Below are 22961 nucleotides of genomic sequence, written 5' to 3'. Positions count from 1 at the left end.
GCCTCAGCCGGAGCAACCGCCGCCTGTGGCACCTGAAGAGGCCGGGCCTGCGGTTGTTGCTGCCGAGTTGTCCATGTTGGAACACCCACAATGGAAACAAATGCAGTCGGATATTGCGGCACTGCGGCTCCAGATACAGGACATGCAGATGACCAATGTGGCCTTGCAGCGACAGTTGCTGCAAGTCCAAGAAGATCGCTTCTCTGCCACTGTGGTCTATATGTTGCTGGGTCTGTTGGCCGCCGTACTGGCATGGGCTGCATGGCTATGGCAACGTTCGCGCGCTTTCGCACCAGAGAGACAAGAAGATTGGACGGACATCAGAGACCATTCTCTGTTCTCGGAAGTAGAACTGCCTGAGCCAGCGTCCAAGGTGTCGCACGCCCCTGTCCGTGCGCCCTCTGCCGAAGACACCAGCCCCATCACTGCGCCCATTGTTCCTGCGCCATCGCCAGTCTTCACGGACTTGGCCGCCGAGGTTTCAGTGCCTGCTCTGGCACCTACGCCAGAGCAAGAGTTGGAGGCCTCGGTTTCCTTGGTTCTGGAGCCATCGCCCGCGCGCAATGTGATCAATGCAGAAGCCATTTTCGATTTGCAGCAACAGGCCGAGTTCTTCATCTCGGTAGGCGAAAACGATCAGGCCATCGGGGTAATGAAAAAGCACATTACCGAGAACGAGACTTCTTCGCCTCTGGCTTATCTTGAGTTGTTGCGCCTATACCATTCGTTGGGTCGGGTCGATGAGTTCAACCAGTTGCGCAACCAGTTTCATCAGCATTTCAATGCCTGTGCGCCCGAATTTGCCCATTTCAGCAAAACAGGGCGCTCCCTGTTGGGCTACACCGATGTATTGGCACGTATCGAAGCCCAATGGAACAGCCAAGAAGTGCTGGAAGAACTGGCGCACTGCCTGTTCGAGCGTGAAGGGGGTACGCCCAGATTTGATCTGAATGCCTATGACGATCTAATGCTGCTTTATGCGATTGCGCAAACCACCCCAGCCAGCGCCCGTGGTTTGCCATTGCCACGGTCACGCACCACCCCCACAGAGGATGAAGTAGAGGACATCGCTCCCCTGCCTGTAGCAGCGGTCGTCAAGAAAAAGGGCAGCACTGTCTCACTGCCCCCAGAGGCCCACTGGACGGCTCCACCCTCATTGCCAACCCTTCCTCCTCTGCCTGCTATTCCGCCAGTCCCAGTCCCAGTCCCAGTCCCAGTCCCAGTCCCAGTCCCAGTCCCAGTCCCAGTCCCAGTCCCAGTCCCTGCACCAGTCCCAGTGCCCACACCAGTACCGGCACCCACACCAGCACCAGAGGTTCAACCATCGGGTTTTTCGATGGATGATTTTTCTTGGACACCAGGCCAAGACCTTGACTTGCTTGCAGCACCCGCTCCCTTTACAGCGCCTGCAGTCAATAAACCCGCCATTACACCAGCTCCTGTACCACCAGCTTCTGGTCGCCGGATTTTGATTGATGGCGAAGAATTTGATCTGGACTTCACCTTGCCTGCTGGATTGGAACAAGAACTGATGGCCTTGGCAGCGCCCCCGGTCGTAGTGCCATCCGAAAAAACCCCGGTGGGTTTTGGCAACTACAGTGATCGCTTTGAAATCGGCATAGAACTGGAGCGACACACAGCCTCCACAGACAAGCCATCGCGTTGAGCTTGCTCGCAGCCATGAATTCTTGCACTACCTCTTCAGTTCGTCCGGCCCTGTGTGTGATGGTGCTAGGTACCACCAGCGGGGCTGGCAAGAGTTGGCTCGCCACAGCACTGTGCCGTTGGTTCAGCAACCGGGGATTGAAAGTAGCACCCTTCAAAGCGCAAAACATGAGCAACAATGCCCGTGTTGTCGTCGGCCCAGAAGGCTGCTTGGGTGAAATTGGCAGCGCACAATACTTTCAGGCACTGGCCGCCCGTGCCACCCCAGAAGTGCGTATGAATCCGCTGCTGCTCAAGCCCGAAGCCGATACACGCAGCCAAGTGGTGTTGTGGGGCCAGGTCAATGCTGAACTCACCGCCATGCCTTGGCGGGGCCGCAGCGAGAAAGTTTGGCCTGCCCTTCAAACAGCATTGGATGATTTGCGGGCCCACCACGATGTGGTAGTGATTGAGGGTGCAGGCTCTCCTGCCGAGATCAATCTGCACGCCAGCGATATCGTCAATATGCGGGTGGCACGCCATGCACAAGCGCGTTGCCTGCTGGTCACAGACATTGACCGAGGCGGCGCCTTTGCCCATCTTTATGGCACCTGGGCTTTGTTGCCCCCAGAGGAGCAGGCACTGATCCACGGCTTTGTGCTAAACAAATTCCGGGGCGATGCCGCCTTGTTGGCCCCGGCGCCACAGATGCTACAAGACCTGACCGGGGTGCCCACCGTGGCTACCTTGCCCATGTGGTGGCAACATGGCCTGCCCGAAGAAGACGGTGTGTTTGATGATCGCAGCCATAGCCAAGGTGCCGTGCATACCACGGTGGCGGTGATTGCCTACCCGCGCCTGAGCAATCTGGATGAATTTCAACCCCTCAAAAACATCCCTGGCGTACGCCTGCTGTGGGCACGCAGTCCGGCAGAATTGGCTGGGCTACAGCCTTCGGATTGGGTGGTGCTGCCCGGCTCCAAAGCCACGGCGGCAGATTTAGCATGGCTGCGCGCCCAAGGCTTAGATGCTGCCATAGCCGCCCATGCAGGAGCTGGGGGGCGGGTGTTGGGCGTGTGTGGTGGTTTGCAAATGCTGGGTGAGGCACTGATCGACCCCAACGGCATTGATGGCAATGGCCCCGGCTTGGGCCTGCTGCCTTTGGTCACGGTGTTTGAACCAGCCAAAACCGTGCGTTGCACCCGTGCGCGCTTTGCGCCTTTGTCTGGAGCATGGGCGGCCTTGTCGGGGGTGGAGGTGTCGGGTTACGAAATCCACCACGGCCAAACCACGCAGCACCCAGCCATGGCCGCCAAAGGGGATGTAGCCCAAGAAGTACTACCGGGCTTGGCTTGGCAAAATGGCACAGGCAATGTGCTGGGCTTGTACCTGCACGGCCTGCTCGAAGACTCGGCGGCCTTGCAAGCTCTGTTTGGTGCCACAGCACCCACGCTGGAGCAGGTGTTTGACGGCATGGCCGCCTACATCGACCGCCACTTTGCCCCTGGCGTGCTGGATGCCCTTATTGGGGCAAACTCCGAAATGCCCCGTTGAGGTATACCAACGCCTCGCCATCGTTGCGCTCGCGGGTAGCCAACACCTCGCACAAGAAGGCTTGGTGTGTGCTCTCCTCAAACACCTTGACCACACGGCAGTCAAAATTGGCCAAGGATTGTTGTAGCACCGGCACGCCGGTGACCAACTCATCCCATTGACCGTATTCGAATCGCTTGTCGCCATGCACATTGGGAATCATGGCGGCAAAGGCCTTGGCGACTTCTTCCTGATCTGCCGCCAGCACGTTGACGCACAACGCACCACTTTGCAGAATCAGGTCGCAGGCCACCACGTTTTTATTGACAAAAATGACCAAGCGCGGTGGGTCGGCAGTGACCGAGCAAACAGCGGTGGCCGTTAGCCCGGCACGTTCGTCGCCGTGGCGTGCCGAAATCAAAGTGACGCCAATGGCGAAGTGGCGCAAGCCGCCCCGATGGTCGTTGGACGACACTGGGGGCAAAGCGGCCAGCTCGGCGTTGGGTTGCCAATCTAGGCGTTGGTTGATCTCCGTGGTCATTTCTGTGCTTCTCGTGTGCGGTGCAATACAGGGGTTTAGGGCTTGGCGCCAAACGGGTTGTTGGCGGGCAACGGGCTGCCCAACAACTGGCCGCCCAGCAGTTCACCGATATTGTCTTGGTTTTGCGTGATGTGGTTGGCGCCCACCAAAATGTCCCGCATTTGGCGTTGCATCGGGTTGTTGAGCCAAACACCACGGGTCGAGGTTTTCTTGAACAGCATGTGGGCCGCCTCAAAGCATTCACCGCCCGTAAACTGGTTGGTGGCAAAATGGCGCACGCGCACATCCAACGGCACCAGTTCGCCCTTGGAGGCATAGCTCCAAGCTTCATTGGTGTTGTGCAGCACCCGCGAGGTAGCACCCAAAATCTTGGCCATCGCTTCACCCAAGCGGGCCTTGATGAAGGGGTCTTGCACCGCAGCGCCCACGGCTTGGTTGATGTTCTGGCGCGGCATCATGTGTTCGATATACAGATCAGCCATGCCGCGTGCCATACCGATGATGACCGACGATACCGCTGCGTAGAACACATAGAAGAATGGCATCTTGTACAGGTTAGCCACGTCGCCGTGGCTTTCTGGGCCGTAGGCACCAATGGCATGGCTGCGGTAGCTGGGCACAAACACATCCTTGAGGATGAGCTTCTTGCTGCCAGTGCCTGCCAGACCCACCACAAACCAGTCATCCACGATCTCAAAGTCGCTGCGCTGCACCCAGAACGAGCGGAACACCACTTCGCCATTTTCTTGTACCCGGCCCCCGACAAAAGCACCACCGGCAGCATGGTCGCAACCGCTGGAGGTGAGCCATTCACCATTGAGTACGTAGCCGCCTTCGGCTGTTTTGACCGTACCAAACGGGGCATAGGAAGAAGACACCAACTGGGTGTTGTCTTGGCCCCAAAGCTCATCGCCCACCTGTTCGGGCAGCAGGCCCACTTCAAACGGGTGGACACCCAACACCATCACGTTCCAAGCACTGGAAGGACAGCCACGGGCCAACTCGATCAACACCTGATTGAGCACATTGGGGTTCATTTCATAACCGCCCCAACGCCTGGGTTGCAAAATCTTGAAGAAACCAGCCTCTTGGAAGGCTTGTATGGTCTCTACCGACACCATGCGGGCTTTTTCGGTTGCATCGGCCTTTTCACGCAGCCACGGAATCATGTCCTGTGCGCGTTGGACGATTTCGGCCTCGGTCGGAATTTGCAACGCAAAATTTTCGCTCTTGCCCATGATGAATCTCCTGAAATATCGCTAAAAACGGTGGTGGGGTGAAATAGGAAAAAATCAACGTGGCTGGGCGCTGACCAAGCCATAACCGGCAATCCATTCGTTGATGGGGCGGTAATAGTCTTTGTGGGCCTCGTAAGGGCCAAGGGCAGCCAAGGCAGAAAACGCTGCCACCCAAGTACGAATCTCATGGGTAGAACGGCCTGCCACACGCGAGATTTCTTCGATATTGAAGTCGTCAATGCTGTCGAGCTGGCCCTGGACGAGGGTATCGATAAAGGCCAAGTCCCATTCGGCGTTCAATGGGGTTTGCGGGCTATCGCTGGTGCCATAAATTTTGCCTGCTGCAATGGTGCGTGCTTGGCGTGCAGCGCGGGCTTCGGGGGTAGGGTTGCGGCCTGCAATCAAAAAGTTGGCAATCTCATCGGGCGCATTGGCAATCAAAGGCACGGGCGGTTCGTGCGACAGGCCACCAGTGCCCAAAACCAGCACGCGCTTATTCAGGGTAGCCAAAAATCGACCCACCGCCTCGCCGAACTTGCGCACGCGGCGGTAAGGGCCAAACGGGGGCGCTACCGAGTTGATGATGATAGGAATCACCGGGTAACGGGTGAGGCTGCCAGTGAGTTCTTCCAGCGTTTGTGTGCAGCCATGATCGACTTGGAGGCGGTGCGACAGTGCCACATCGACATCGCTGTTGAGCACAAAGCGGGTCATCTCCAGTGCCAGATCGGAAGCCACCGACAGGGGGCCCACTTGGGTTTGGTAGTCACCCACCGAGTCTGCAGCAGTGGCAATCACAAACTGCGGCATCAGGTCATAAAACAGGCCGTTGTAGTGATCGGGGGCAAAGACGACGATCAACTCGGGGTCAAAGGCTTCGACTTCAGCACGGGCTTGGGCCAGCACGGCATCGACCTCCTGAACAATGTCAGCGCCAGGATCATTCAATCCCCGCAAGGGGGTGTGCGATAGGCATTTCAGTTGAATCTGCATGGTGTTGAGCATCAAAATCAGGGGAGCCCACAAGGGCTGGTGGCTACGTTCACCGCCGTGGTGAATAGGAAACCTGATCTTAGGCAGCGCATGCCTTACCGGAAAATCCAATGATGGATCTGTGCACAATGTGCACAAAATGGTTCGGGATTACCCGATGTTGCAGGAAATGACACCATGCCCCCCCTTCCCACAGCGCAAGACACCCCTTATCGCCACGTCCAAGGATTGAGCCGGGGCTTGGCTATCTTGCAAGAAATCAGCAGCGCCCCACAAGGCTGGGCCACCATTGCAGAACTGAGCCAGCGCACGGGCCTGCACCGCACCACGGTACGCCGGATGCTGGAAACTTTGCAAACCGAGGGCTATGTGCGCCGCAGTGCCTCAGACGACAGTTACCGGCTCAATGAAAAGGTGCGCCGCCTCAGCGACGGCTTTACCGATGATGAGTGGATTTCTGAGGTAGCCAACCCGGTACTGGGCGAGTTGTTGCAAAAACTGGTTTGGCCCTCCGATTTGTGTACGCTCGATGGCGACTCCATGCTGGTGCGCGAAACCACGCACCGCTTTAGCCCGTTGTCCTTTCACCGGGCAATGATTCGCCAACGTATGCCCGTTCTGCTCACGGCAGCGGGCCGTGCTTATCTGGCCTTTTGCAGTGCCGAGGAGCGCAAGCAGGTGCTGGGGCTACTGGTGTCCGGCCAAGATGAACAGGCTGCACTGGCGCAAAACCAGGTGCTGGTGGAACGCATGCTCGCCAAGGTGCGTGCCCAAGGCTACGCCACCAACGATGGGGAATGGAGTGCGCAACTCAAGACGGTGGCGATTGCTTTACCCATCGTTCACCAGGGCCGCGTGTTGGGCACCATCAATGTCGTGGTGCTCAAGAAAGCCATGAACGCCGCCGAGGCGGCCCGGCGCTACTTGCCCGATTTGCAAGCAGCAGTAGCCAAGATTGAACTGGCGTTACAAACCAATGCGGCTCTGGTGCCAGGGCGTTGACCTCTGCACGCCCCTTACACCTTAGCCACCCACAGAAGGCGACAATGGCAACTGCATTGTCTTTTCTCCATTGCTTTCCATGCTCTTGCCTTCTGACCTGCCCACTGTGTCTGACCTTGCAGACCCCGCACTGACTTGCGCACTGCACCATCTGATTGACCATAAAACCAAACCGCTAGGAGCACTGGGGCAACTGGAGGCACTGGCCTTGCAGTTGGGCCAGATTTTGGGCACGGAGCAACCGCACCTAGACGCCCCGCAGATGGTGGTGTTTGCCGGTGACCACGGACTGGCCGCCAAAGGGGTATCGGCCTACCCCAGCGACGTGACTTGGCAAATGGTGGAGAACTTTCTGGCCGGTGGTGCTGCCGTGAGCGTGTTGGCCCGCCAGCATGGCTTGGCCCTCACTGTTGTGGACTGTGGGGTAGCCCGGGATTTGGCTCCGCGTCAGGCTGTCGCGGGCCAACCGCAGTTGCTGATCCGTAAAGTAGCCGCTGGCACTCAGGATGCCTCTGGCGGCCCAGCCATGACATCTGGGCAATGTGCGCAGGCGTTACACCACGGCATGGAAGTCGTGCGTAGCCTACCGGGCAATGTGCTTTTGCTCGGAGAGATGGGAATTGGCAACACCTCGGTAGCGTCGTTGTTATTAGCACGGCTGTGCGGTGTGCCCCTAGAAGCTTGTACCGGAGCGGGCACAGGCTTGGATGGCGCAGGCATTGCCCGCAAACGGGCCATTTTGCAACAAGCATTGCAAGCCAACGCAAACGCCGTGGAGCCACTGGATGCGCTGGCGGCTCTGGGTGGCTTTGAAGTTGCCACCATGGTGGGCGCTGTGCTCCAAGCCGCCCATGAGCGCCGTGTGGTGGTGGTTGATGGTTTTATTACCAGTGCCGCCGTGCTGGTAGCCAGCCGTTTGCAGCCACGGGTGTTGCAGCGTTGTGTATTTGCGCACAATTCTGGAGAGCCGGGCCATGCACTGATGCTGGCACAGTTGCAGGCCCGCCCGTTGCTGGACTTAGGACTGCGTCTGGGCGAAGGCTCGGGGGCGGCCTTGGCCTGGCCCTTGTTGGTATCGGCCTGTGCCATCCTGCGCGAGATGGCCAGCTTTGCCGCAGCAGGCGTCACCACCAAAGCAGCCGCACAGTAACAAACGGGCGGCTCTGGCACCATGCCAGAGACAATCATGGGCTGCCATTTGACCTCTTTTTCCGAAGGAACACTGCCCATGCATACTGCCCCCCGAACCATCGATGCCAGCTTGCTGGCGCATCTGCAAACCTGGCAAGGTCAGACCGAGACCTTAACCGACCAAATTACAGTACCGCCGTTGCGGGGCTTGTCGGCCACGTTGGATCGCGATGACCCTGACCCCGTGCTGGGCACCCCAGTACCACCACTGGGGCACTGGTTGTATTTTCTGCCACAAACGCGCCAAAGTGGCCTCGGGCCAGATGGACACCCCCTGCGGGGTGGCTTTCTGCCACCCGTACCTCTGCCACGGCGCATGTGGGCAGGTGGGCGCCTGCGCTGGGAACCCAACAACCCATTGCGGGTGGGAGATACCGTGCAGCGGGTCTCGCGCATTGTTTCGGTCACGCACAAGGCCGGGCGCACAGGCGATTTGATCTTTGTGCTGGTAGAACATGCCATTCACAACGCCCAAGGGTTGGCCTTGACCGAAGAGCACGACATCGTCTACCGCGCAGCCCCGTTGCCCGGTGAGGCGGCTGCGGCCCCAGTGGCAGCAGAAGCAGATGCCCCTTGGGGGCGCCAGATCGTGCCCGATGATGTACTGCTTTTTCGCTATTCCGCCTTGACGTTTAATGGTCACCGCATCCATTACGACCGCCAGTATGTGACACAAACCGAAGGCTATCCCGGCTTGGTTGTGCATGGCCCATTGATTGCTACCTTGTTGCTCGATTTGCTGCGCCGTGAAATGCCCGAAGCGCAGGTACGCAGTTTCCACTTCAAGGCACTGCGCCCCACCTTTGATCTACACCCCTTTGCAGTGCATGGAAAGCCTTGCGCCGAGGGTCATACCGTGCGCCTGTGGGCCAGCGACCACCAAGGCTGGTTGACCATGCAGGGCATGGCAGAACTGACCTGATTTGGGCAGGGGACGGTACTGGTACGATCCCTGTGGCAGCACCTGTCTTGCCCACACACGGTCACTCCCAGCGTTGGTGCCAGGAGACCGCTCCCCGGAATAATTTCCCATCATTATTTTTATGAAAATAAACTCAATTCCAAAAAAAAGGCATCCATTGCTTGGAGGGGCGCTGCTGTTGGGGGCTTGGCTTTTGCCACCATGTGTGGCTCTAGCCCAAGAAACCAATAGCGAATCAAAGCTCAAGCTCTCGGGCTATGTATCAATAGTGGGCGGAAAAACCATCAGTGGCACGCTGGACTCCAACTACTCAGGGCCCACAAACATCAAGGACACCGACTGCCCTTGCTATGTAGCCGACTGGAGCAATGCCGGTGTCTATGGCGATCAATTCACGTTGCGGCCCGAATCACGCATTGGCATTCAAGGCAAATACTCCCTCAATGACAAGGCTGGCTTGACGGTGCAATTGGTCAGCCGTGGCACCCGTGCCACCCCTGATCTGGCGTGGGCCTTTGCCAGTTACAAGCTCAACGAGAATTTTGAGTTGTATTTGGGCCGTAAGCGCATACCGCTTTATTACTATTCTGATTTTCAGGACATTGGTGTTGCTTACCCTTGGGTGTCGCCCCCACCTGAACTGTATGGCTGGGAAGCCACCAATTACAACGGTGCCAGCCTGCGCTACAACCGCAGCATGGGAGACACCAGCTTGACGGCCAGCGTGTTTGCCGGTCAGGAAAAAGTGCGTAGCTCACGTTACCAAAAGCTTTACTACCCCGTAGACCGAACCAAAGTCCAGTGGAACAACATTATTGGCGGCGATGTGGAGGTCAATCATGGCCCCTTGACCTTGCGTGCCGTGTTGATGGGGGCCGATGCCCGCACCACCAACCGCAACGAGGCCAATTTTGTAGACAGCGAGGCCGCCCTGCGGGCCTATGGTTTAGCTGCCAATCTGGATTTTGATCGTTGGTTTGTGCTGTCTGAGTTCACACAACTGACCCGCAAATACGCCGAATACAAGGTAACAGCCCCTGCAGTGACGATAGGTGCCGGTATGCGCTTGGGCAAGTGGACTCCGTTCATCAACTATGCCCGCTTCAAAGAAAGCACGACCGACCTAGACCAATACGCACCCGGCACCTACCACCGCACATCCATGACATTGCGCTATGACCTGTCCTCCAGCAGTGCAGTTAAGGCCCAAGTGGATCGGAACATTGACGAAACCAATAACTTCGGTGGTCACTCCACCGTGTTTCGCATCAGTTATGACCGTGTTTTCTGATCAAGGGTGGACACGATGAAACAACTAAAAAATACATGTTTGCTCGCCTTGGGCTTGCTGCTGAGTCAGGCCTGTAGCGCCCAAGTGGCCGTGGTGGTGGGAGCACAAAGCAGTGCCACCGCATTGACCACAGAGCAAGCATCGGCGCTGTTTTTGGGCAAGTCAGACCAACTCGCAGGCGTGGGTGCCGTAGTGCTGCTAGACCAACCCGAATCGGTGGCGGTGCGCGAACAGTTCTACACCAAAGTGACGGGCAAATCGGCCGCACAAGTCAAGGCGGCTTGGGCGCGTCTGGTGTTCTCAGGCAAGGCGGCCCTGCCCAAAGAAGTGGGCAGTTCTGCTGAGGTCAAGAAAATGCTGGGCAGCAATCCCAAGGCTATTGGCTACATTGAGAAAAGTGCGGTCGATGCCTCGGTCAAAGTGCTGCTAACCGTGGACTAAAACGCCCCCTTGGCACTGCGCCAAGGAGCTGCTACGACCAGTCCTGTACCCCCTGCAATTCGGACATCAATGTATGAAATTTCGCTCGAAAATATGGCTGTTGCCACTGAGTGTGGGCGCTGCGTTTGGTGCAGGCCTGGTCATCAGTCTGGTGATCGGTTGGAACAACCATCGCAATCTGGAGCTGTTGCGCACGGTAGAGACGCCGTTTCTGGAACATTTGTTTGAAGCAGAGCGGGGCGTACACCAATTACAGGCCGATTTTCAGGCAGCCGCCGTAGAGGACGATGCCGATCGGCTCAAGGATGCACAAAACACCGCCAAGGATGTGCGGGCTGCGCTAGACAAATCCCGCCAACTTGATGGCAAGGCCGAACTGGTGGGCAATTTAAACGCTGCGTTTGATGCCTATCAAGCCGCAGCCTTACAGGCCACACAAGGCATGCTGAACAAAAGCGTATCGCCAGAACAGGTGCAACGCATGAACGCAGCACAAAAGGAGCTGGCCCGCCAGATGCAAATTTCGCGTCAACAGGCCCATGTCACTCTCGAGGAACGATTTAACGACCTGACCGCAGCCCAACGGGAGGGGCTGTTGGTCAATATAGCGACAGGGCTACTGATCGTGCTGGGTTTGGGCCTGGGGTCGCAGGCCATCATTGCCTCAGTATGGCGAGACCTGGGCGCCGAACCTGCCGATGCCGCCCTCTTGGTACGCCATGTGGGCCAGGGCGATCTCAGCAAGCACATGGCATTGCAGCGGGGGGATACCCACAGCCTCATGGCCCATCTGGAATCAATGCAGCAAAACCTGATCAACGTGGTCACGGGTATTCGCAGCCGTGCCGAATCCATGGCCAGTGCCACGACACAGATTGCCCGAGGCAATATGGACTTGTCGGTACGCACCGCACAGCAAGCCAGCGCGCTAGAACAGACGGCTGCGGCAATGGAAGCCTTGTCAACCACCGTGCGGCAAAACCATGAACGGGCCAACCAAGCCAACGAACTGGTTGGGTTGACCTCCTCCATTGCGGCCCAAGGGGGCACAGTGGTTACCCAAGTGGTTGATACAATGGAAGCCATCAATGTGTCGTCACAAAAGATTTCCGACATCATTGGCGTGATCGATGGCATTGCCTTCCAAACCAACATTCTGGCTTTGAATGCAGCGGTAGAAGCGGCCCGTGCAGGTGAGCAGGGGCGCGGGTTTGCCGTAGTGGCCTCTGAAGTACGCAGTTTGGCCGGGCGCAGTGCCGAGGCAGCCAAAGAGATCAAGACACTGATTGGCAACTCGGTCGATAGCGTCAGTGTGGGCTGCAAGCTGGTGGAAGAAGCGGGCAGCACCATGCACCAAATTGTGGACAGTGTGCATCGGGCCGCAGGCATCATGCAAGAAATTACCGATGCCAGCCAACAACAAGCACTGGACATCGACCAAGTCAAACAGGCCGTCATTCAGATGGATCACACCACGCGCGACAATGCGGCCTCGGTGCAAGATGCAGCCACTGCGGCCCAATCCCTAGAACAGCAGGCCAATGCGGTGGTGGAAACGGTGAGCGTGTTCAAGTTTTAAAGCCACAGCACCCAGCTCAAGGCGCAGGCGTTTTGGGCTGGTAGTCGCAGTAAGCGGCCACTGCGCACTCCCAGCAGCGTGGTTTGCGCGCTTGGCACACATAGCGCCCTAGCAAAATCAACCAGTGGTGGGCGCCCACCGCATAGGCATCGGGCACTCGCCGCAGCAGTTGCTGCTCTACCGCCAGAGGTGTTTTGCCCGGTGCCAGCCCGGTGCGATTGCCCACGCGAAAAATATGCGTGTCTACCGCCATTGTTGGCTCGCCAAAGGCCACATTCAGCACCACATTGGCGGTTTTGCGGCCCACGCCGGGCAGTTGCTCTAATGCTTGGCGAGTGCGCGGCACCTCGCCACCGTGGCGCTCCATCAGCAATTGGCAAGTTTGCAGCAAATGCCGGGCCTTGCTACGGTAGAGGCCTATGGTTTTGATATAGCTCTCTAACCCTTCTTGGCCCAGTGCCAGTATCGCCTGTGGGGTGTTGGCTACGGGGAACAATACCCGCGTCGCCTTGTTGACACTCACATCGGTAGCCTGTGCCGACAACAACACTGCCGTGAGCAGTTCAAAATGGCTTTGGTATTCCAGCTCGGTTTGGGGGTTGGGGTTGGCAGCTTGCAGGGTGGCAAAAAAGGGTTCTATCAGAGCAGCTTTCATGGCAGGCAGTGTAGGGCTTGGGCCGACGGGGGCACAATGCTAAGTTCACTTTTCCACCACCGATTTCTGTCATGCAATTTGCCTCCCGCCTCGACGCCATCGAAACCTCGGCCATCCGCGAACTGTTCAAGCTGCTAGGCAAGCCGGGCATCATCAGTTTTGCCGGTGGCTTTCCAGACAGCGCGATGTTTGATGTGGATGGCATTCGTGCCGCTACCGAGCAAGCCTTGGCCCAAGAGCCGGGCGCAGCTTTGCAATATGGTGCCACAGAGGGCTATCAGCCCCTGCGCGAGCAATTGGCAGCCTTTATGGCCAGCAAGGGCGTGCAAGACGCAGCCCCAGAGCAACTGATTGTGACCACCGGCAGCCAGCAAGCACTGGACTTGATTGGCAAAACCATGATCAGCCCTGGCGACAAAGTGATTGTGGAAGGCCCGACCTTTTTAGCCACTATCCAATGCTTTCGCCTCTACGGTGCAGACCTGATCACGGCACCCGTGGATGGCGAGGGCGTACAAACCGATGCACTGGAGCAGCTCATCATTGAGCACCGCCCCAAACTGATTTACCTGATTCCAACCTTTGGCAACCCCAGCGGAGCGACCTTGAGCCTGGCGCGGCGCAAGCGCGTATTGGAACTGGCAGCACAGTACCAAACGCTGGTGGTTGAAGACGATCCGTATGGTGATTTGTATTTCCATGCCGCACCACCGCCAAGCCTGCTGGCCTTGTCGGGCCAGGTGCCCGGTAGCCGTGAATGGTTGGCACATTGCGGCTCCCTCAGCAAGGTGCTGTCGCCGGGGTTGCGGGTGGGCTGGCTGATGGCCCCGCCTGCCCTGCTAGCCAATGCCGTGATGTGCAAACAGTTTAGCGATGCCCACACCAGCACCTTTGCCCAAGCCGTGGCCGCCCAATACCTACAAGCAGGCCGAATGCCTGCCACACTGGCCTATGTACGCCAAGTCTATGCCGAGCGCGCCCAAACTTTGTGCGATGCGCTACGCGAACAATTGGGCGATGCAGTGGAGTTCGTGCAGCCACAAGGCGGCCTGTTTGTCTGGTTGCGCCTGACCGGCGCGGGTGGCAAAGAGTGCAATGCCAACACCTTGGCCCAGCGGGCCATTGAGCGTGGCGTGGCTTTTGTGCCCGGTGCGCCCTTCTTTGCACAGAACCCCGACCCAGCAACGCTGCGCCTGTCGTTTGCCACTGCGGATGTCGCCAAAATCCGCGAAGGCGTGGCCCGGTTGGCCCAAGCCCTGAATGCCGTATGAACCGTTTGCAGTCTGAACTCCGGCGCCTGTATCTGTTGGAAGATATTGCAGCAGACAGCGCAGCCCCGGCCTTGATCGACGCCCAAGGTCGGGTGCGTGCCATCGTTGTAGAGCTGGCCCGCTCTGTGCCTTGGGAGCAGGTGGCAGCCTTTTGGCATCGGGTGCAAGACGATGCAGGCTTACCTCCCCCGGCGTTGGCGGTGTCGGGGCAGGATGGTTTTCAGCTCTGGTTCTCAGTGGCTGTGCCCGTGCCTCTGGCCCAAGCCCTGGACGTAGCGCAGTGGCTGCGCCAGCAATATGGGGCTGACGTGGTGCCCGCGCAACTGCGCACTTGGCCCACCCCGCAGCAGCAACACGCAGGACTGGTGCCTGCGGTGCAAAGTGCCACGGGTTATTGGTCTGCTTTTATCGTGCCCGGCTTGGGCAGTATGTTTGCCGATGAGCCTTGGCTAGAACGCGCCCCCAGCCCAGAGGCGCAAGCCGACCTCTTGCAACCCTTGCAAAGCATTACCCCAGCCGCTTGGAGCCGCATGGTGCAGCAATGCCATCCCGCACCCAGCACGTCAACGGCCGCGCTTGCCACACCCGGCCCTGCCGGAGTAGATGCGTACCATTTCTTGCACAGCGTGATGAACGATGTGGCCGTGCCTTTGCCGCTGCGCATGGAGGCGGCCAAGGCACTGCTGCCCTACAGCATCAAGCCCGTATCATCGCAGCCTTGAGACGTCCATTCCGGGCGAATTTTCCCATTGAAGGACAACTCCATGCGCAAAACATTCCAACTCCAGATAGAAGGCAAGCACCCCGACCGCGTGCTAGACGCCACCAAGCACGAGATTCGCAAATACCTCAAGCGCGAACGCAGCCGCCCCCTGCCCAAGGGGGTGGATTATTGGGACTTTGCCTGCCAGTTTGGCCCCAGCAAAGAAACGGCCACCCCCATTGGGGTGGGAGCGATCATCGCAGCAGTCGATGCTCTGGCTAAAGAGGGCGGCACCCATTTTTATCTGGAGATTTTGGCAGGCCACGGCCAACGCCAAGCCCCACCAGTGCGTGGCCCCGTAGAGCCGCCTATCGCTGCCCCCTATTTGGGCAAGGACTGAGCACTGACCGCCTGGGCAGCGCGCAGCTTGTCCTTCTTGCTTGGGCGTTTGCCTTTGATGCCGCCATTGCCAGGAGCGGGCACAGGGGCCACTTCGGTCGGTTCAAAGCCGTCGATATGCTCCAGTGGCACACTGAGGTGCTGGCGCTTTTCAATCAAATGCCAATGGGCTTGGCTGGCCGGAGTCACCAACGTGACGGCCAGGCCACTTTCACCAGCACGGCCTGTGCGGCCAATGCGGTGTGTGTAATCTTCGGTGGAGCGCGGCAAGTCGTAATTGACTACCACCGGCAATTGGGCAATGTCAATACCACGGGCAGCCAGGTCGGTCGTGACCACCACCTGCCAGCGGTGGGCCTTGAACTCATCGAGCACCTGCGTGCGCGCACCTTGGCTCAGGTCTCCATGAAAAGGGGTGGCAAACACCTTGGCACGATAAAGCTTTTCTGCCAAATGCTCTGCCATGTATTTGGTACCGACAAACACCAGCACCCGATCCCAGCCTTCATCCTTGATCAGCTTGAGCAAAAGCTGGGTGCGGCGCTTGTCGTCTACGGCTATGGCGCGTTGAAGAATGGTGGCCTCGGGTGGGGAATCCTCCTCGCGGGCAACCACTTCGATACGCACGGGTGTGCGCAACAGGCTGTGCGCTAAGGTTTGCACGCCATCGGGAAAGGTAGCCGAGAACAACAACGTTTGCCGTTGCACGGGCAACAGCGCCAGCACGCGCTGCAATTCTTCGCTAAAGCCCAAATCCAACAAACGGTCGGCCTCGTCCAACACCAACAATTGCACGGCAGACAGGCGCAACGCACGCTGGGCTACCAAATCGAGCAAACGCCCTGGCGTGGCTACCACAATGTCGGCCCCGCCACGCAAAGCCATCATTTGTGGGTTGATAGAAACACCCCCAAACGCCACCACCACTTTGGGCGGTTGTGGCAAGGGTTGGCCCAACGCACGCACCACCTCGCCCACTTGGGCAGCCAGCTCACGCGTGGGTACCACCACCAAGGTATGCACCCGGCGGGCTCCACTGCGGGGGCGCGGTGCCAGCAGCAGATTCTGGTGCTGCTGTAGTGCAGGCAGAGCAAAGGCTGCTGTTTTGCCCGAGCCGGTACGGGCGCAAGCCCAAACATCGGCACCGCCCAGAATGGCTGGAATAGCCTGCGTTTGGATGGGTGTGGGCACCGTAAAGCCCAACGCGCTGGCGGCACGGGCAAGAGCAGGAGAAAGGCCAAGAGAGGCAAAGGGCATGGTGAGAAAAAGGTGCAGTAGAAGGTGGCCAACAGGCAAAGGGGGATTGTGCGCCATGCCGGTATCTGGCCCGATAATTGCTCACCGGTGTCCCCATCAGCTTGCTGTGAAAGTTCGTGCCATGCCTTTGTCTGTTGACTCCTCCACCATCACCCACAGCATCCAGCTTTCTGTAGCACCCGTGTTTTTGCTCACTGCCGTGGCAGGCATGATTGGTGCTGTAGCCGGACGGTTGGCACGCATCATCGACCGCGCCCGACTGGTGGAAGAGCGCGCCCGCCAATCCACCGATTCCGATTTTCTGCAACGTGCCTTGTTGGAGTTGGGCTATCTGCGCACCCGAGGGCGCATGGCCAATGGTTGCATTGGCCTGCTCACGCTGTGCGGCTTTCTTATTGGCCTGACCATTGTGTTGCTATTTTTGGGTGAGACCACCAGCCTGCGCGGCCACAGTTGGGCTTTGGGCAGTTTTCTGATCGGTGTGGTGTCGTTTTTGCTGGCGCTGGTACTGTTCTTCGTAGAGACGGTCATGGCCACCCGACTGCTCAACTTCCACATGTTGGGGCATGATGGCCCACGCTAACCCGGCATGGTGCCAACACGCTAGGATGGCATATTCCACCGACGATACAAGAGACGGAGCGTTCTTATGAAAGGCAACTTTGCCGCCATTGTGCTGGTGCTGCTGGGCACCTTTTTTCTGCTCAACAACCTAGAGCTGATCAACGTCAGCCTGTTCCAACTGTTCAGGGTTTGGTGGCCGTTGATTCTGATTGTGGTGGGGATCATGCTGTTTTTCTCCCCCGACCGGCGCGACCGCAAATGAAGGGCTTGGCCAGTCTGGGAGGCTTGGTTTACTCCACCGAGCATGGGCGCATGTGCCCTGATTGCCGTCAACCACAGGCACAGTGCATTTGCAAAGCAGCCCCTGTGCCCCAAGGCGATGGCATCGTGCGTGTCTCGCGCGAAACCAAGGGGCGCGGCGGCAAGGCAGTGACACTGGTCAAAGGGGTGCTGCTAGAGGCCACCGCCTTGGCCCAATTGGGCAAACAGCTCAAGGCGGCCTGTGGCACTGGGGGCACCGTCAAAGACGGGGTGATTGAGGTGCAAGGCGACCACATAGAACGGGTGATAGAAGCACTGAAAAAACAGGGCTATACCGTCAAGCGTGCAGGCGGATGACAATAGACGACCAACCCGTTCCCGCCTTGGTGCTGGAGGCCTGGAAGCAATCGATTGTGCGGGCAACACCCGCAGCCATCCAGGCCCTCGTGGCCCAACAGCCAGAGCTAGGGGCAGGTTTCAGAATAGGCAAGATCGATTTAACGATAGCGCGCAACCGCATCCAGCGCCGCCTGGGGCAATTGCAAGAGTTGCCTTGCGTCTACCGCGACCTGCTGGTGCAAACCACCTTGTCGGCCTCCCTGGTGTCGGTGTTGTCCCAGCAGGTGTTGGAGCGTTGGGCAGTGCCGCTGTGCCATTGCTTTGGCACCGTGGCTTTGGTGGCGGCCCTGTATCTGGATGAGCGTGATGCCGTGCGCCATCTGGCACCGCAATGGCTGGCACACCCCCCAGCACCAGAGGAAGCACCCACTGCCGACACCGTACGGGTTGCCGCACCACGCTTGCAGGCCGAACTCCTCCCCCTGTTGGCCCATTTGCACACCCTGTCCGCACAGGCTGGGGTGTCTGACGCTGCCTCCAGCGTTGTGCCCACAGCGCCCAACGCCCACACACCAGCGCCCACACCCAGCACCCGCCGCACCGCCAACGAACAACGGCTGATGCAGGCATGGCGTGAAAAAGACAAGGAATCCAAACGCCTGCGCCGAGAACTCAACGCACTGACAGGCCAACACCAGCAACAGGGACAGGCTTTGGCCTCGGCCCAGCATGCACTAGAAAGCGCCAAAACGCTGGCCGCCACGGCAGAAGCCGAGCGCATCGCGCTGCAAACCCAATGGGAAACGCGTGTGACTCAGCGTGTCACGGCGCTGTGGGATGAACGCTTGCTGCCTTGGCTGCGGCCCGCCGAAACCTTGGCCGATGAGGTGGCCGCCCTCTCCAGCAACCATAGCAGCCTGTTGCAACAGGCCGACGCTTTGTTGCAACGCCAAGCAGCACACGACCGCTTGCATGGCCTACGCTCACAGCTGCGCACTGAACTGTTGGCCTGCCAACAAGCCCATGCCCGTCTGGTGCAAGCCCACCGCGATGCGCTGCGCCCCCTGCCCGAATTGCTCCCACTGGCCCAGCAGCTACAAGCCCGGATGCAACACATAGAACAATGCCTGCACAACCATGCCCCGTTGCCTGCACCCGCACATCCCCTGCTGGCACAGATGGAACAAACGCTGGCAACACAGCAGACACTGGATGGCGTTGCAGCAATGCGCCGTGCATTACAGGCCAGTGCCACCCTGGGATGGTTAGACAACCAGTCCTTGCAACAAGCCTACGCCTTGATCGATCAAGCCAGCATCAGGTTGTACGCACTGACCAGCACGGCCCCGCGTGGGGCCAAGAACCTGGCCCTGCCTTTGCGGGCTTTGCAGACAGAACTGGCCCAAGGCCACCCAGCCACGCTGCTGGTAGATGGTCACAATGTGCTATTCACCCAAACAGCAGCTTTTAAACCGTGGTATGAACAGGGGCAACCGGGTGCCCAAGCCCGCGAACACCTCACTGCTCTGTTGGTCGCCACAGCGCAGCGTTACCCAACCCTGCATATCCACCTATGGTTTGATGGCCCCGTTCTTTCGGACAGCACACGGGCAGCCAATATGCGGGTGCATTTTTCTGGCGGCCAAGGCAGCGACCGCGCAGATGCGCGTCTCTTGGCCTATCTGCACCATTTACAGGTGGCAACACCAGCCCACCTGCGGCTGCTGGTGACACAAGACCAAGCCCAAGCCGCACAAGCCGAGGACACTGGCGCTTGGATACTCGCGCCAGCAGAACTGCTCTATTGGGTGCGTCCTCACATTTGAGTGGCTGGCTTGCTTATTTGGCTACGGCCGCAGCAGCGCGGGCCTCTTCAGCCTTCTTTTTGGCTTCATCCGCCTTTTTTTGCAGTTCTTGGGCTTCTTTCTCAGCAGCTTCAGCTTCCTTGGCCTTGGCCGCAGCCGCTTCAGCCTCTTTGGCCTTCGCATCAGGGGTCAAAGCACCTGCCAAGGCATTGCCCGCTAAAGAGCCAGCCACGGCCCCCACAGCAGCCGCCCCCAATGTTCCCATCATTCCAGAACCACCTGCCGTTGGGGCAGCAGGCACAGCAGCGCCAGCCGCCGCGCTGGCCGGTGCCACAGGTGCTGTTGCGGGGGTAGGCGCCACCGGAGCAGCAGGCCGGGTGGTGGCCAAGGGCGACACCGGGGCACTAGGCGCCGTTACAGGGGCTGTGGGGGTGGCATGGCTGCCAATACGGGCTGCAGGCACAGGCTTACTGTTGCCAAAGCGTTTAGCATGGGCCAATGAGGGCATAACCAAAGCCGCCGCCGTGAACGTTAATACCGTGGCGGTGGTGTGCAGCGAGAAGCGGGGCATGAAACAGTCTCCAGTAGGTTGTAATGGGACACGTGCCACCCAACGGCAGCAGTGTGTCCAGACTGTTGTTGAGAGCAGGCACCCGTTTTTAAGTTCCATGCAGAATGGGCAGGGCGTTCGGGTCTTCTGGAGGGTCGGTGCTAAACACCGGGCGGGTGCCAAAGTAACCCAGGTACAAATTGCGGGCAATGCCGTGGGCCACCGTCTGCAATTCTTGCGCGACCTCCGGGGCAAACAACCGCTCAGTATGCACAGCCCACAACCGCACCCAAGCAGCAAAATGTTCGGGGGTGATGCCTTGTAGTGCCATGTGCTTGGCAAACACATTGCCGCTATACCGTTTGCTGCCCAGTGCAATCGTGCTCCAAAAATCGACCATGCGCTGCAAGTGCGGCTCCCAGCGATCGTGCAAAGCCTGTTCAAACACTGGCCCCAGTACCGGATCAGCACGCACATCGGCATAAAAGCGATGCACCAAGGCGGTAATGTGTTCCAAATCAGGGGCCGAGGCTTGGGCAAGGGGCAGGGGGGGGGCAGCAGCAGTCATGGTGACAAGAATGTGAGGGGCAACGACAAAGGAAACGCGGCTCTCATCCATTCTGCCAAGAGGCCCAACGCAAGCGCAAGCGCATACCCACTTCGCTGGTGTAGCCTACCGATGCCGCCTGCAATTGCCCCTGGGCATCCAGCACCAACAAGGCCGGCACGGCATGCACACCCAAGCTGCGGGCCAAGGTGCCATCCGCATCTATTGCCGTGGGCCAAGGCAGGCTGCGCTGTTGCAATACCCGTTGTACCTGCGCAGCCTGCCCCGATTGCATGGCGATGGTCAGCACTGGCCAGTCAGCCTGCACCCGCGTTACGCTGTGCTCCTCAGTTCGGCAAATAGGGCACCACTCCGCCCAAATATGCAACGCCACCGGCTTGCCGGGGTAGCGCGCCCGCCACTCACTCAGGCGCAAGCGCTCCCCACTGACCAACTGCACCGTGGCATCGGGCACCAAGCCGTGAGGCAGATGGCGCGTGTGCCAAAAGTGGGCGGCTGCCACAACGACCAGCAAGGCCAACACAGTAGGTGCCTGCCTGCGGGCCACATGGCGCCAACGCTCCAGCCAACGTGCCACCAATGTTGGGGGCGCAGCGTTCAACGCAAGACTTCCAGCAACCGATCCAACCCACCGCTGTTAATAGCCACCTTGGCTTGGGCACGCACCGCAGGTTTGGCATGGTAGGCCACCGACACCCCCGCCACGCCCATCATCGGCAGATCATTGGCACCATCCCCCACGGCAATGGCTTGTTGTGGATCGATACCCATCAGTGATGCCACTTCCAGCAAGGTGCGCCGCTTTTCTGCGCCATCACAGATATCACCCCAACTTTGCTCGATCAGACGCCCCGTGAGGTGGCCGTCTTCCATCTCCAACCGATTGGCACGGGCAAAGTCCATTCCCAAGCCAGCCTTGACCCGGTCGGCAAAGAAAGTAAAACCGCCCGAGACCAACAAGGTCTTCAAACCAGCGGCCCGTGCCGCTGCCATCAGCTCTTGGGCACCGGGATTGAAGCGCAAACGCTCGGCAAACACTGCCTCTAGGTGGCTGACGGGCACGCCCTTGAGCAGTGCCAAACGGCGGCGCAGGCTCTCCTTAAAATCGGTGATCACGCCCTGCATTGCCGCCTCAGTGATGGCGGCCACCTCTGCTTTGCGCCCGGCCGCATCGGCAATTTCATCAATACATTCGATATTGATCAGGGTGGAATCCATATCAAACGCAATCAGTTTGAAATCCTGCAAGCGCAACGCAGCATCTATATTTTGAATCACAAGGCCGGGGGACAATTCTGTGGATGGCATAGCTATATGGTGGATACAGAGAAAATAAAAAATAAGGCGGCCCGGCCCCAGCCATCTGGCCCAATATGTCCAGCTCAGGCCGGTGGCGGACGCAGATACAACTGATCAGACCAAGTAGCCAACCATTCTGGCTTAAAGGCCACAAAGACGGCGGTGAGCATGCCCGTCATGAAGGCATCACCCCAAGCCATGAGCCAATGGGCCACCATCGACAGATTGCTGTCCACCCCCGGCAACGGTTGCCCCAACCATTGCGCCAGCCCCGATGAGGCAAACAGGCAAATCGCAGTGCCCAAAAAAGCCCGGCCCAACACATAAACAAACAGATGTTCCCCGGTCAGTCGCCGCAGCAAGGCACCCAGACCCAGTGCCAAAGTGGCGGGCAGCACGCCTTGCCATAGCGCCAAAGCCATCATGCTATCGAGCGATAAGGCACCACTGAGCATCTCGGCAATAAAGGCCACCAACAGCAGCAGGGGTACGGCCAACGGCCAGCCCAGCATCAACGTGACCATGCAGGCGCCCGAGAACTGCAATTGCAGCGGCATAGCATGCAATTGGGGCAAGGCCCACATCCACGGCAACACCACCAAGGTCGCCAATACCGGCGTGAGTAAGGTGCCACCACGCAACCAGCGCCACGGGCGCATCCACAGGGCCACAGCCAAGGTGCAGACCAACAAGCTGGCATTGAGAAAGGAGTCGCTGGCAGGAATCATGGGGTGTGGCCGTACCAATCGGCCAGTAACAAGCAGGGCATACGCGAGAACCCGTTGGTGTGGTGTGTGACCAAGGTCTGGTTATGCGCCAAGGCTGTAGTACCTGCGATCAGCGCGTCTATGGTGCCAATGGGTGTTCCCTGTGCAATCAAGGCATACAGGCCATATTTCAGTCAGAACCACCCCG

General features: G+C 58.8%; 25 protein-coding genes and 1 pseudogene. 15 read left to right on the top strand and 11 right to left on the bottom strand.

The features are described 5' to 3' along the window. Positions 1 to 1666, top strand: a pseudogene (locus ACFO6X_RS06945) (hypothetical protein); the annotation flags it as partial. A gap of 59 nt (positions 1667 to 1725) precedes the next feature. Next, positions 1726 to 3198, top strand: coding sequence for a cobyric acid synthase (locus ACFO6X_RS06940; RefSeq protein WP_382431769.1), 1473 nt, complete (start codon positions 1726 to 1728; stop codon positions 3196 to 3198). On the opposite strand, the gene ACFO6X_RS06935 is transcribed toward ACFO6X_RS06940, so the two are convergent. Genes ACFO6X_RS06935 through ACFO6X_RS06925 form a run of 3 tightly spaced genes read right to left on the bottom strand, consistent with a single transcriptional unit; the run spans position 3167 to position 5949 of the window. Then, positions 3167 to 3718 (bottom strand): flavin reductase family protein, encoded by a 552-nt coding sequence (locus ACFO6X_RS06935; protein ID WP_382431418.1) that lies wholly within the window; start codon positions 3716 to 3718, stop codon positions 3167 to 3169. The genes ACFO6X_RS06940 and ACFO6X_RS06935 overlap by 32 nt on opposite strands. Positions 3719 to 3753: 35 nt before the next feature. Next, positions 3754 to 4956 (bottom strand): acyl-CoA dehydrogenase family protein, encoded by a 1203-nt coding sequence (locus tag ACFO6X_RS06930; protein ID WP_382431416.1) that lies wholly within the window; start codon positions 4954 to 4956, stop codon positions 3754 to 3756. Between the two features lie 54 nt (positions 4957 to 5010). Beyond that, positions 5011 to 5949 carry a 3-carboxyethylcatechol 2,3-dioxygenase gene (locus ACFO6X_RS06925; RefSeq protein ID WP_382431414.1) on the bottom strand — a complete coding sequence of 313 codons (939 nt, stop codon included), beginning with the start codon at positions 5947 to 5949 and terminating at the stop codon, positions 5011 to 5013. A gap of 177 nt (positions 5950 to 6126) precedes the next feature. On the opposite strand from ACFO6X_RS06925, the gene ACFO6X_RS06920 reads away from it, so the two are divergent. The 6 genes from ACFO6X_RS06920 (at position 6127) to ACFO6X_RS06895 (ending at position 12375) form a co-directional block, all read left to right on the top strand. Then, positions 6127 to 6951, top strand: coding sequence for a DNA-binding transcriptional regulator (locus tag ACFO6X_RS06920; RefSeq protein WP_382431412.1), 825 nt, complete (start codon positions 6127 to 6129; stop codon positions 6949 to 6951). Positions 6952 to 7030: 79 nt separating this feature from the next. Further along, positions 7031 to 8101 (top strand): nicotinate-nucleotide--dimethylbenzimidazole phosphoribosyltransferase, encoded by a 1071-nt coding sequence (gene cobT, locus ACFO6X_RS06915; protein ID WP_382431410.1) that lies wholly within the window; start codon positions 7031 to 7033, stop codon positions 8099 to 8101. Positions 8102 to 8179: 78 nt separating this feature from the next. Continuing rightward, the gene (locus ACFO6X_RS06910) at positions 8180 to 9064 is read left to right on the top strand and encodes an HTD2 family dehydratase (protein WP_382431408.1); all 885 of its coding nucleotides are present in this window, start codon (positions 8180 to 8182) and stop codon (positions 9062 to 9064) included. A 205-nt stretch (positions 9065 to 9269) separates the two neighbouring features. Beyond that, the gene (locus ACFO6X_RS06905) at positions 9270 to 10355 is read left to right on the top strand and encodes a porin (RefSeq protein WP_382431406.1); all 1086 of its coding nucleotides are present in this window, start codon (positions 9270 to 9272) and stop codon (positions 10353 to 10355) included. A gap of 15 nt (positions 10356 to 10370) precedes the next feature. Then, entirely contained in the window at positions 10371 to 10796 is a 426-nt protein-coding gene (locus tag ACFO6X_RS06900) for a type 2 periplasmic-binding domain-containing protein (protein WP_382431404.1), read from the top strand. Between the two features lie 73 nt (positions 10797 to 10869). Next, complete coding sequence (locus tag ACFO6X_RS06895) at positions 10870 to 12375, top strand: methyl-accepting chemotaxis protein (protein WP_382431402.1); 1506 nt, start codon at positions 10870 to 10872, stop codon at positions 12373 to 12375. Positions 12376 to 12391: 16 nt separating this feature from the next. Here the strand turns inward: ACFO6X_RS06895 and nth are convergent, their stop codons facing one another. After that, positions 12392 to 13030, bottom strand: a complete 639-nt coding sequence (gene nth, locus ACFO6X_RS06890) for an endonuclease III (RefSeq protein ID WP_382431400.1) — start codon at positions 13028 to 13030, stop codon at positions 12392 to 12394. 71 nt (positions 13031 to 13101) lie between these two features. On the opposite strand from nth, the gene ACFO6X_RS06885 reads away from it, so the two are divergent. The 3 genes from ACFO6X_RS06885 to ACFO6X_RS06875 are packed head-to-tail and all read left to right on the top strand — an operon-like array spanning position 13102 to position 15404. Further along, positions 13102 to 14301 (top strand): aminotransferase-like domain-containing protein, encoded by a 1200-nt coding sequence (locus ACFO6X_RS06885; protein WP_382431398.1) that lies wholly within the window; start codon positions 13102 to 13104, stop codon positions 14299 to 14301. Continuing rightward, entirely contained in the window at positions 14298 to 15023 is a 726-nt protein-coding gene (locus ACFO6X_RS06880; protein ID WP_382431396.1) for a hypothetical protein, read from the top strand. Before ACFO6X_RS06885 ends, ACFO6X_RS06880 begins: the two co-directional genes overlap by 4 nt. A gap of 42 nt (positions 15024 to 15065) precedes the next feature. Further along, positions 15066 to 15404: a DUF6172 family protein gene (locus tag ACFO6X_RS06875; protein WP_382431394.1), complete on the top strand. Its 339-nt coding sequence runs from the start codon at positions 15066 to 15068 to the stop codon at positions 15402 to 15404. Here the strand turns inward: ACFO6X_RS06875 and ACFO6X_RS06870 are convergent. Then, positions 15386 to 16660: a DEAD/DEAH box helicase gene (locus tag ACFO6X_RS06870; RefSeq protein WP_382431392.1), complete on the bottom strand. Its 1275-nt coding sequence runs from the start codon at positions 16658 to 16660 to the stop codon at positions 15386 to 15388. The genes ACFO6X_RS06875 and ACFO6X_RS06870 overlap by 19 nt on opposite strands. A gap of 121 nt (positions 16661 to 16781) precedes the next feature. Between ACFO6X_RS06870 and ACFO6X_RS06865 the strand changes: the two genes are divergently transcribed. From ACFO6X_RS06865 to ACFO6X_RS06850, 4 genes are all read left to right on the top strand, one after another. Further along, positions 16782 to 17243, top strand: a complete 462-nt coding sequence (locus ACFO6X_RS06865) for a DUF2721 domain-containing protein (protein WP_382431390.1) — start codon at positions 16782 to 16784, stop codon at positions 17241 to 17243. A 66-nt stretch (positions 17244 to 17309) separates the two neighbouring features. Further along, a complete protein-coding gene (locus ACFO6X_RS06860) occupies positions 17310 to 17486 on the top strand; it encodes a LiaI-LiaF-like domain-containing protein (RefSeq protein ID WP_382431388.1) in 177 nt (58 codons plus the stop codon). After that, positions 17483 to 17842: a translation initiation factor Sui1 gene (locus ACFO6X_RS06855; protein ID WP_382431386.1), complete on the top strand. Its 360-nt coding sequence runs from the start codon at positions 17483 to 17485 to the stop codon at positions 17840 to 17842. The genes ACFO6X_RS06860 and ACFO6X_RS06855 overlap by 4 nt, the downstream gene beginning before the upstream one ends. Then, the gene (locus ACFO6X_RS06850) at positions 17839 to 19650 is read left to right on the top strand and encodes a hypothetical protein (RefSeq protein WP_382431384.1); all 1812 of its coding nucleotides are present in this window, start codon (positions 17839 to 17841) and stop codon (positions 19648 to 19650) included. The genes ACFO6X_RS06855 and ACFO6X_RS06850 overlap by 4 nt, the downstream gene beginning before the upstream one ends. Positions 19651 to 19663: 13 nt before the next feature. Here ACFO6X_RS06850 and ACFO6X_RS06845 read toward each other — a convergent pair whose 3' ends face one another. From ACFO6X_RS06845 to ACFO6X_RS06820, 6 genes are all read right to left on the bottom strand, one after another. Next, positions 19664 to 20200, bottom strand: a complete 537-nt coding sequence (locus tag ACFO6X_RS06845; protein ID WP_382431382.1) for an ABC transporter substrate-binding protein — start codon at positions 20198 to 20200, stop codon at positions 19664 to 19666. Positions 20201 to 20288: 88 nt separating this feature from the next. After that, positions 20289 to 20747, bottom strand: a complete 459-nt coding sequence (locus ACFO6X_RS06840) for a group III truncated hemoglobin (protein WP_382431380.1) — start codon at positions 20745 to 20747, stop codon at positions 20289 to 20291. 43 nt (positions 20748 to 20790) lie between these two features. After that, on the bottom strand, positions 20791 to 21348 hold the full coding sequence (locus ACFO6X_RS06835) for a redoxin domain-containing protein (RefSeq protein WP_382431378.1): 558 nt from the start codon (positions 21346 to 21348) through the stop codon (positions 20791 to 20793). After that, positions 21345 to 22055: a phosphoserine phosphatase SerB gene (serB, locus tag ACFO6X_RS06830; protein WP_382431376.1), complete on the bottom strand. Its 711-nt coding sequence runs from the start codon at positions 22053 to 22055 to the stop codon at positions 21345 to 21347. The genes ACFO6X_RS06835 and serB overlap by 4 nt, the downstream gene beginning before the upstream one ends. Positions 22056 to 22129: 74 nt before the next feature. Then, complete coding sequence (locus tag ACFO6X_RS06825; RefSeq protein ID WP_382431374.1) at positions 22130 to 22774, bottom strand: hypothetical protein; 645 nt, start codon at positions 22772 to 22774, stop codon at positions 22130 to 22132. After that, complete coding sequence (locus tag ACFO6X_RS06820; protein ID WP_382431372.1) at positions 22771 to 22926, bottom strand: PIN domain-containing protein; 156 nt, start codon at positions 22924 to 22926, stop codon at positions 22771 to 22773. The genes ACFO6X_RS06825 and ACFO6X_RS06820 overlap by 4 nt, the downstream gene beginning before the upstream one ends. Positions 22927 to 22961: the final 35 nt, after the last annotated feature.

The sequence above is a fragment of the Giesbergeria sinuosa genome (genome assembly GCF_042652905.1).
GTDB classification, from domain to species: Bacteria; Pseudomonadota; Gammaproteobacteria; order Burkholderiales; family Burkholderiaceae_C; genus Simplicispira; species Simplicispira sinuosa.
Note: the sequence above shows the minus strand (reverse complement) of the source record. Positions and strands in the feature narration are given on the sequence as shown.

Excerpts from the sequence above, each read along its gene's own strand:
- ACFO6X_RS06920 (WP_382431412.1), top strand. The coding sequence starts at position 6,127 with ATGCCCCCCCTTCCCACAGCGCAAGACACCCCTTATCGCCACGTCCAA.
- ACFO6X_RS06875 (WP_382431394.1), top strand. The coding sequence starts at position 15,066 with ATGCGCAAAACATTCCAACTCCAGATAGAAGGCAAGCACCCCGACCGC.
- ACFO6X_RS06895 (WP_382431402.1), top strand. The coding sequence starts at position 10,870 with ATGAAATTTCGCTCGAAAATATGGCTGTTGCCACTGAGTGTGGGCGCT.
- ACFO6X_RS06845 (WP_382431382.1), bottom strand. The coding sequence starts at position 20,200 with ATGCCCCGCTTCTCGCTGCACACCACCGCCACGGTATTAACGTTCACG.
- ACFO6X_RS06850 (WP_382431384.1), top strand. The coding sequence starts at position 17,839 with ATGACAATAGACGACCAACCCGTTCCCGCCTTGGTGCTGGAGGCCTGG.
- ACFO6X_RS06825 (WP_382431374.1), bottom strand. The coding sequence starts at position 22,774 with ATGATTCCTGCCAGCGACTCCTTTCTCAATGCCAGCTTGTTGGTCTGC.
- ACFO6X_RS06885 (WP_382431398.1), top strand. The coding sequence starts at position 13,102 with ATGCAATTTGCCTCCCGCCTCGACGCCATCGAAACCTCGGCCATCCGC.
- ACFO6X_RS06860 (WP_382431388.1), top strand. The coding sequence starts at position 17,310 with ATGAAAGGCAACTTTGCCGCCATTGTGCTGGTGCTGCTGGGCACCTTT.
- ACFO6X_RS06865 (WP_382431390.1), top strand. The coding sequence starts at position 16,782 with ATGCCTTTGTCTGTTGACTCCTCCACCATCACCCACAGCATCCAGCTT.
- ACFO6X_RS06925 (WP_382431414.1), bottom strand. The coding sequence starts at position 5,949 with ATGCAGATTCAACTGAAATGCCTATCGCACACCCCCTTGCGGGGATTG.
- cobT (WP_382431410.1), top strand. The coding sequence starts at position 7,031 with ATGCTCTTGCCTTCTGACCTGCCCACTGTGTCTGACCTTGCAGACCCC.
- ACFO6X_RS06880 (WP_382431396.1), top strand. The coding sequence starts at position 14,298 with ATGAACCGTTTGCAGTCTGAACTCCGGCGCCTGTATCTGTTGGAAGAT.
- ACFO6X_RS06930 (WP_382431416.1), bottom strand. The coding sequence starts at position 4,956 with ATGGGCAAGAGCGAAAATTTTGCGTTGCAAATTCCGACCGAGGCCGAA.
- ACFO6X_RS06910 (WP_382431408.1), top strand. The coding sequence starts at position 8,180 with ATGCATACTGCCCCCCGAACCATCGATGCCAGCTTGCTGGCGCATCTG.
- ACFO6X_RS06840 (WP_382431380.1), bottom strand. The coding sequence starts at position 20,747 with ATGACTGCTGCTGCCCCCCCCCTGCCCCTTGCCCAAGCCTCGGCCCCT.
- serB (WP_382431376.1), bottom strand. The coding sequence starts at position 22,055 with ATGCCATCCACAGAATTGTCCCCCGGCCTTGTGATTCAAAATATAGAT.
- ACFO6X_RS06935 (WP_382431418.1), bottom strand. The coding sequence starts at position 3,718 with ATGACCACGGAGATCAACCAACGCCTAGATTGGCAACCCAACGCCGAG.
- ACFO6X_RS06870 (WP_382431392.1), bottom strand. The coding sequence starts at position 16,660 with ATGCCCTTTGCCTCTCTTGGCCTTTCTCCTGCTCTTGCCCGTGCCGCC.
- ACFO6X_RS06855 (WP_382431386.1), top strand. The coding sequence starts at position 17,483 with ATGAAGGGCTTGGCCAGTCTGGGAGGCTTGGTTTACTCCACCGAGCAT.
- ACFO6X_RS06900 (WP_382431404.1), top strand. The coding sequence starts at position 10,371 with ATGAAACAACTAAAAAATACATGTTTGCTCGCCTTGGGCTTGCTGCTG.
- ACFO6X_RS06940 (WP_382431769.1), top strand. The coding sequence starts at position 1,726 with ATGGTGCTAGGTACCACCAGCGGGGCTGGCAAGAGTTGGCTCGCCACA.
- nth (WP_382431400.1), bottom strand. The coding sequence starts at position 13,030 with ATGAAAGCTGCTCTGATAGAACCCTTTTTTGCCACCCTGCAAGCTGCC.